The following is a 613-nucleotide window of genomic DNA, read 5'->3' as shown; positions in this document are numbered from 1 at the left end:
AGGCAACCGGATGCATGATAGAGTAGTACATGCAGGTGGCTTCTATGGCTGCAAAATGAAAGCCAAGAAATATGGAGGGCTGGCCGTAGTTGTCTTGCAGTTCTATGGCGCTTTCCAATTGAACCAGTTGTTCAATTTGCTTAGCGCTGCCATACCATTGCGTGCCGCGTTCAAGGTAGCTGCGTATCACGTGCCCGAAGGTCGATTGCGCCAGCGCCTGTCTTTGCTTGGCACTTTGTTCGGGAAAACACAGTTCAAGATTAGTATGCAATATGCGTTTGCGTCTGCTGGGCAATTTGTACAACAGCTTGCCCAGTGTTTCGCCCATGCGGGCGACAAGGCCATAAGGCATGATGGCCAGCGTGCGTAACAGGCCGGCAGTCAGTGCGTTTTGAAAGTAATGATTCATAAGTAGGGCGCCAGGCTTGGAGTGGCGCCCCCAAGGAAGGCGATTATAGTAATGCATACTAGCACGTGCAGATGTTGACTCAGGTGCTGTCTCTGCAAGCGGCTGTATCTGGGCTCAGCCGCTATCTCGTCTTTTTAATATAGAAGGTAAAAGGCTTTCCCCTTAGGGGAAAACAGTGGTTTGTCGTGGTCAGGGCGAGTTTCC

1 protein-coding gene is annotated in these 613 nt (G+C 51.1%); it reads right to left on the bottom strand.

The window, feature by feature from the left end; translation table 11 throughout:
• Nucleotides 1-409 (bottom strand): LpxL/LpxP family acyltransferase (locus tag H0A72_RS21925; RefSeq protein WP_486352014.1); only part of this gene is annotated, 409 nt, incomplete at its 3' end.
• Nucleotides 410-613: the final 204 nt, after the last annotated feature.

Origin of the sequence: Parapusillimonas granuli, assembly GCF_013416525.1 — a bacterium.
GTDB classification, from domain to species: Bacteria; Pseudomonadota; Gammaproteobacteria; order Burkholderiales; family Burkholderiaceae_B; genus Parapusillimonas; species Parapusillimonas granuli.
The sequence above is the reverse complement of the archived record's forward strand: the minus strand, read 5'-3'. Positions and strand labels throughout refer to the sequence as shown.